At 37.1% G+C, this 7212-nt stretch carries 6 protein-coding genes; 2 read left to right on the top strand and 4 right to left on the bottom strand.

The genetic code is table 11. The annotated features are described in order from the left end of the window. Nucleotides 1–65: 65 nt before the first annotated feature. From RHOW815_RS05905 to RHOW815_RS05890, 4 genes are all read right to left on the bottom strand, one after another. Nucleotides 66–233 (bottom strand): hypothetical protein, encoded by a 168-nt coding sequence (locus RHOW815_RS05905; RefSeq protein ID WP_215217407.1) that lies wholly within the window; start codon nt 231–233, stop codon nt 66–68. Between the two features lie 272 nt (nt 234–505). Continuing rightward, nucleotides 506–2179 (bottom strand): chaperonin GroEL, encoded by a 1674-nt coding sequence (groL, locus tag RHOW815_RS05900; protein ID WP_215217406.1) that lies wholly within the window; start codon nt 2177–2179, stop codon nt 506–508. A gap of 28 nt (nt 2180–2207) precedes the next feature. Beyond that, complete coding sequence (locus tag RHOW815_RS05895) at nt 2208–2507, bottom strand: co-chaperone GroES (protein ID WP_215217405.1); 300 nt, start codon at nt 2505–2507, stop codon at nt 2208–2210. Nucleotides 2508–2616: 109 nt separating this feature from the next. Next, complete coding sequence (locus tag RHOW815_RS05890; RefSeq protein ID WP_215217404.1) at nt 2617–3840, bottom strand: DUF1343 domain-containing protein; 1224 nt, start codon at nt 3838–3840, stop codon at nt 2617–2619. A 221-nt stretch (nt 3841–4061) separates the two neighbouring features. Here RHOW815_RS05890 and RHOW815_RS05885 point away from each other — a divergent pair, with 221 nt between their 5' ends. Both RHOW815_RS05885 and RHOW815_RS05880 read left to right on the top strand, forming a co-directional pair. Then, nucleotides 4062–4736: a hypothetical protein gene (locus RHOW815_RS05885; protein ID WP_215217403.1), complete on the top strand. Its 675-nt coding sequence runs from the start codon at nt 4062–4064 to the stop codon at nt 4734–4736. Between the two features lie 129 nt (nt 4737–4865). Next, nucleotides 4866–6977, top strand: coding sequence for an ATP-dependent helicase (locus RHOW815_RS05880; RefSeq protein WP_215217402.1), 2112 nt, complete (start codon nt 4866–4868; stop codon nt 6975–6977). Nucleotides 6978–7212 lie beyond the last annotated feature (235 nt).

Genomic DNA, 7212 nt, shown 5'->3' with positions numbered 1-7212 from the left:
TCAAACGGCTAGCTTAATGGGGTTCAAGTCAACGACTTGAAACTTGTCGTTAATCCTATATTTTTCTATGCGATTGAATCGGAACCACTATATACAAAAGAAGATTCTTGTTTCATGCGATTTAAAAGATCTATCTTATAATCTCTATGAAAAGAAGACCTTTTTTCCCATAGATCTTGCAGTTGTTTTATACTTTGATAAAGATCCTGCCACGAGTCAATGATTTCTTCCATAATAGGAGCTTCTTCATCAAGCAGAATTTCTTTCTCTGCTGATTGGATATAAATTGCTCGCTTGCTTGTAAGAAAAAATCGATCTCCTGCAGCTCTTTAGCATCCATATACCACCTGTTTTTTGAGCAAATTTAGATATCTACTTAAATTCACTGTTGGGAGGTAAATTTTTTAAACATTTTAAGTAAACAAAAAAATTAATTATGAATATAAAAAAGGATCCTTATAAAGATCCTTTTTTTATGAGGTAAGAAAACTAAAGATTTATATACTTAAAAACCCATACCTCCCATATCACCCATCATACCTCCCATACCACCGCCCATCATACCATCCATATTAGGCATAGAAGGAACCGCTTTTGATTTGGGTTTGGGTTTTTCTGTAATTACAGCATTAATTGTTAATAACATGCTGGAAACAGAAGTGGCGTGTATAAGAGCGCTTTTTGTCACACGCACTGGATCGATGACTCCATCTAAAACTAAATCGCTAAATTGATCTGTAAGGCCATTATAGCCCCAGTTACCATGTTGCTCAAACACTTTTTCAGCAATCAAATCCCCTTGCTTGCCGCAATTATGAGCAATCGCAGCCGTAGGAGCAAATGCAGCCCTACGGATGATTTCTACACCGACTGCTTCATCGCCGCTACATATAAGAGAATCTAGTGTCTTAATAGCTCGTAAAAGCGCAACTCCTCCTCCTGCTACAACCCCTTCCTTAACAGCAGCGCGAGTTGCATGTAGAGCATCTTCAACACGCTCTTTTTTTTCTTTAAGCGCGGTTTCAGTACCAGCCCCTACATTGATAATAGCTACCCCACCAGATAATTTAGCCAATCTTTCTTCCAAATGCTGTTTTGCATAGTCTGAGGTCTCTCTTTCAATTTCTGCTCGTAAAAAAGCTATTCTAGCTTGAATCGTTTTTTTATCGCCAAAACCATCGATAATCGTAGCGGAATCTTTGGAGATTTTAATGCTCTTTGCTGTTCCAAGAACTTCTAGACCTACATTCTTTACAAAAAGTCCTAGGTTCTCTGTAATTAAAGTAGCCCCCGTAAGAATCGCTATATCTTCTAAAAGAGCTTTCCTCCTATCACCAAAAGAAGGAGCCCCAATAGCACACACAGGTAGCGGAGATTCTCCTAGTTTATTGATAACTAAAGTGGTGAGCACCTCTTCTTCCATATCCTCTGCGATAATTAATAAAGGTCGTTGAATTTCTTTTACTTTTTCAAGAATAGGAACTAATTCCTTAGCTTGTGATAATTTTTTATCCGTTATCAAAATCAAAGGGTTTTCATATTCAATGATCATTTTTTCCGCATTATTCACAAAGTAGGGAGAGAGATATCCTTTATCAATCTGCATTCCTTCTACAACATTTAAGAGAGTATCAATCCCCTTTGCTTCTGCAATGGTGATTATGCCATCTTGACCCACTTTCTGCATGGCGGCAGCTATAATCTCTCCGATTTCGGCATCATTATTAGCAGAAACTGTCGCAATTTGCTTAATCTCTTCATTGCTTGCAACAGGGGTAGCCAACTTGTCTAAAGCGGCCAACAGATGAGAAACCGCTTTATCCATGCCTTTTTTCAGCAGCATTGGATTTGCTCCAGCTCCCACATTTTTCATTCCTTCTTTATAAATAGCATAGGCAAGAACAATTGCGGTTGTTGTACCATCACCTGCAACATCTGATGCTTTACTAGAAGCTTGTTTGACTAGTTGTGCTCCTACATTTTCAAAGGTATCTTTGAGGAAAATTTCTTGAGCAACAGTTACTCCATCTTTGGTACAAAGAGGTGATTTCCCTCCTTTATTAATAACAACATTACGACCTTTGGGGCCCATTGTTGCAGCTACTGCTCTAGCTAGTTTTTTCATCCCTTCTAAAATAGATTTTAGGGCTTCTTGATTAAATTGCAGCATTTTAGCCATATAGCATATCTCCTTTAAGGCTTAAAATTTAAACAAGAACTCCGAGAATATCATCTTGAGATATAATCAGATATTCAGCTTGCTCATCTTCTGTTTTTACTTCGGTACCAGCATAGGAAGAAAAAAGAATACAATCTCCTACTTTTACATGCATGGGTCTTAATTTGCCTTGTTCATCATATTTACCAAGGCCCACTGCAACAACCTCTGCTTCTCGGGATTTTTCTTGCACGGATTCTGGTAATAGAATTCCACTTTGGGATTTTTTAGCATTAGCTCTTTTTATAAGAACTTTATCTCCAAGTGGCTGCATATGATTAGCTGACATAAAATAACTCCTCATTTTATTGATTTTGCATAGCAAATCCTACAAATACAATCTATTTTTGTCAATACAAAGAGAGCATTTTTTAGCAAAATAAAGTTGCAAGTGCTAATTAATACAACAAATAAGCACTGCGTTTTGTTAAAAACTTTTGACGATCTTCGAATTGATAACCAATTAGCTTCCAAGCAATATACTCTTCGTTACTTAATATCTCAAGCATGTGCTCATTTCCATTAGCTTTACAAAAATTTTTCTTTCTTTCTGTCCCTAGTTGCTTAAGTCTATTTGTAAACTGTTCTCGATAAAGGCTTTTTAAAAGACCTATGATCATATACTGTACGCTAAGCGGCTTATAGATCTTATGATCGAGAATAAATAATAAAACCCCTTCGCAATTCTCTGATTGATAAAGCCCTGTAAGAGGGCGGTAATAACAGGGATGAAAAATAACTCCGGGTAATTTCTGCGCATTTAGCTTTTTAGCAAACTGCCTTGCATTGATCCAAGGAGCCCCTACAACTTTAAAAGGGAGAGTGCTTCCTATACCGATATTTGCGATTCCTAACTCTCCTAAAATCCCAGTGGAAGCATAAAATAAAGGGGTTTCTGCCTCGGGAATATTAGGGCTTGTAGGAATCCAACATAACTTCGTATCTTTAAAGAACATCGATCTTTGCCATCCCTTCATGCGGATTACTTCTAAATCACATCCAATGCGATACTCTTGATTAAAATAACAAGCTAGCTCTCCGATTGTCATTCCATGACAATAAGGAACATTGATATATCCGATGTAAGATCGCCATTTATTCTCTAACATAGGCCCATCTACAATCAAGCCTCCCATAGGGTTAGGACGATCTAATACCATCACTGAAATTTTATGTTTAGCCGCCTCTTCTAAGATATAACAAAGAGTCGTAAGGTAAGTATAAGACCGGCATCCAATATCTTGTATATCAAAAATTAGTAGATCAATCCCTTGCAACATGCTCGAAGTAGCTCGTCTAGTGGCTCCGTATAAACTATATACGGGCAAACCATGAATACTTTGCGGTTCTACTTTAACACCCGCTTGTTCTAAACCATATAAGCCATGCTCTGGCGCAAATAAAGCAATGAGCTGAGTATCATGATTTAAAAATAACTCGATGGTAGAAGAAAGGTTGCTGTTGACTCCTGTTTGATTAGTAATAAGTCCTAGTTTTTTATTCCGTAATTTAACAATATTGTTCGCTTCAAATAAACAATCGACCCCTAGTTTCAGCTCTAACCCTGTTACAGAAAGGCAAAAACTCCAAATTGCTAAGAAAAAAAACGTAAAATTAAACATAGTATATTCTTTTTATCACAGACACTAAAATATCATCCATTATTTATTTTTAAAACACTGTATATGTGAACTTTAAAAAGACATTCCAACTAAACATATCTTATATAGATAATTTAAATAAATCTCTCGAACAACAAAAAATGTTTTTAAAAAAAACATTTTTTTATTAATGTCCAGAAATAGAGAAACAACATTACCCATGTGGATTAAAGGGGGGGAAAATGAAGAAGTATTTATTAGCCATTGGATTGGCTTTGTTACAAACAACATTTAGTATGGCTCGAGATCACTCTCCTGCTCAGAACAATGAGTTTGAAAAAGAAGGATATATATCACAAGATAGTTCTAAGGAGTTTACTGACACAAGTGATCTCGTTGGAGCACGTAACGCTAAGCAACTGCAAGTAGACATGATACAGAGAGATGTTGTCCATAATGGGGATGACCGATACGATAATAATAGTAGACGTTGGGGAAGAAAAAGAGCAGATGATGAATTAAATAATGCAGACGGCTGTTGCGCTCCTAAGCCTAAGTGCTGCAAACCTAAGTGCCCTAAGCCTAAGTGCTGCAAACCTAAATGTTGCCCTAAGCCTAAGCGCTGCAAACCCAAGTGCCCTAAACCTTGCTGCAAACCTTGTGAACCCACAAGACAACCAGCTTGCACTACAGATGGATGCTGCGTGCCTAAAAGAGAACCAGCTTGCACTACAGATGGATGCTGTGATTCTACAAGATTTATGCAATCCGAAAAACCAAAATGTTGTAAGCCAAAAACATACTGCAAAAGAACGCCAAAGTGCTGTGATGACAATACGATGAGAGATGATAGTAATTACAGGGATCGCAGCAATACGATAAACCGTCGCGATAGAAATGCACTAAGAGACATGTAAACCAAGCATGTCGGCTATCCTTTCTAAAACATGTTTTAATTTGCCTTTGAACCCAAGTATTTATCAGATTACTTGGGTTTAAAAGCAGTAATTTCTTATCATCGATTCAAAAATTTGAGCTTCGGTGGTATGGATTTTCTAGAACAACTCAATTCTCAGCAACGTGTTGCAACAACTCATATTGAAGGACCCTTACTTGTATTAGCTGGGGCGGGTTCCGGTAAAAGTAGAGTAGTGACCTATCGTATTGCCCATTTGCTTAAAATAGGCGTCCCCTCCTCTGAAATCTTAGCTGTGACCTTTACCAATAAAGCAGCTGATGAAATGCGCCAAAGAATTTTTCATCTAACCCAGGAAAGCATACTATCTTGTACCTTTCATAGCTTGTGCGCACGTATTTTGCGCGAATCGATCACTCACTTAAATTACCGCAGTGACTTTACCATTTATGATCAAGAAGATAGCGAAAGGGTAATCAGAGAATGTTTAAAAACGCTTGGGCTAAAAGAAGATAAAGCAACTCTTAAAAAGTTAAAAACACAGATTTCTCAAGCAAAAAACGCATTGACCCAACCAGAAAATATTCCTCTTGATGAAAGACCTCTTTGTCAAATATACGGGATATATCAACAGAAGCTCAAAGAGTATAATGCTCTTGACTTTGATGATCTGCTATATCTAACCGTGGGTCTGCTTAAATCTAACAGCCAAGTTCTAGATATATACCAAAAATGCTGGTCCTTCATTTTAATTGATGAATATCAAGATACTAATATGGCGCAATACATGTTAATTCGCCTACTAGCCGCTCGTCATAATAACGTTTTTGCAGTTGGAGATCCCGATCAATCCATTTATTCCTGGAGGGGTGCTAATGTACACAATATCCTAAATTTTGAAAAAGATTTTCCAGGGGCTAAAGTCATCGCTTTAGAAGAAAACTATCGCAGTCATTCTCTCATTTTAAAAGCAGCAAATTCTCTAATTCAACATAATGAAGGCAGATACCCTAAAAACCTATGGAGCAAGAGAACAGAAGGAGAAAAAATCACCCAATATCTTGCTGATACCGAATATGAAGAAGCTCGTTTTGTCATTTCACAGATTCATAAACTACACATAGACCAAAAAATGCGTTTAAATGAGTGCGCCATCTTCTTTCGTACGCACTCTCAATCTCGTCTATTTGAAGACTATCTATTAAAAGAAAATATTCCTTATGTAATCGTTGGAGGACTCTCCTTTTATCAACGAAGAGAAATCAAAGATCTATTAGCTTGGTTGCGTATGACTTTAGCTGGCACAGATTTTATCGCTTTCTCACGTACAATTAATCTACCAAAACGAGGGTTAGGGGATACAACTCTTCAAAAATTACGAGAATTGGTAGAAAACTATAAAATCGATATTTTAACATGTATTCAAAGTATTCTTAATAAAAAAATCCCATGCAAACTCTCTAACAAACAACTGCAGGGATTAAAAGAATACACCAATCTCATTCTCTCACTGCAAAAAAGTGTTCTGCAAAAGACAAAACTCTCTTTGCTTATTGAACAAATTATTCATCAATCCCACTATCTCGACTACCTGCGTGAAGATCCAGATAGCTACCAAGATCGAAGAAGAAATATAGAAGAGTTAATTACCAAAGCAACAGAATGGGAAGAAGAAAATAAAGAAGCTTCTTTAGCTCAGTTCTTAGAAGAGTTAATTCTCAAATCCGCTCCAGAGAAGCCAGAAGAGAATGATCGTATTCGTCTTATGACCTTACATAATGGTAAAGGTCTTGAATTCTCTTGTGTATTTATAGTGGGGCTAGAAGAAGAATTACTTCCCCATACTAATGCCCTTGGTCATTCTGATTCTTTAGAAGAAGAGCGTAGACTATGCTATGTAGGAATGACACGTGCTAAAGATCTTTTATTCCTGACAGCAGCTCGTCAACGCCATCTCTGGGGGATGACTAAGATAATGCAGCCTAGCCGCTTCTTAAGTGAGATTCCCTCGGTATTTATTCAAATACCTCCCAAAAAACCCGTAGAGACCTACACCCACCAACAAGTAGAGAAGAACAATTTCCAGGAAGGAGATAGAGTATTTCACAAGGACTTTGGTTTAGGAATTATCCAAAAACAATATAATACATCTCTTGGTATGACATATGATGTGTTCTTTCCTCAATCTAAAATGCTACGCTCTTTAGTTGCAAAATATGCAAAATTACTTCCAGCTGATTAATAAATTGGGTTCTCTAATTGCACACAAGGGGAATATAAATTCTCTTAATTCTTCATAAGCTCTCCGAGCCGATATTTTGCTTGCAAAATAAAAGGCGTTTTTTAAGATCTTAGGACAGCAAAGTTTAATGCGGGAGATAAGTTCAGGGTTCTCTGCGGAGTCTTTTTGAAGAAAACTATTTTAGATTCTTCGCTCCATTATGCTATCCGAAATGAAATGGGCAAGACAATGTATA

The organism is Candidatus Rhabdochlamydia sp. W815 (genome assembly GCF_018642185.1).
Lineage (GTDB): Bacteria > Chlamydiota > Chlamydiia > Chlamydiales > Rhabdochlamydiaceae > Rhabdochlamydia > Rhabdochlamydia oedothoracis.
The sequence above is the reverse complement of the archived record's forward strand: the minus strand, read 5'-3'. Positions and strand labels throughout refer to the sequence as shown.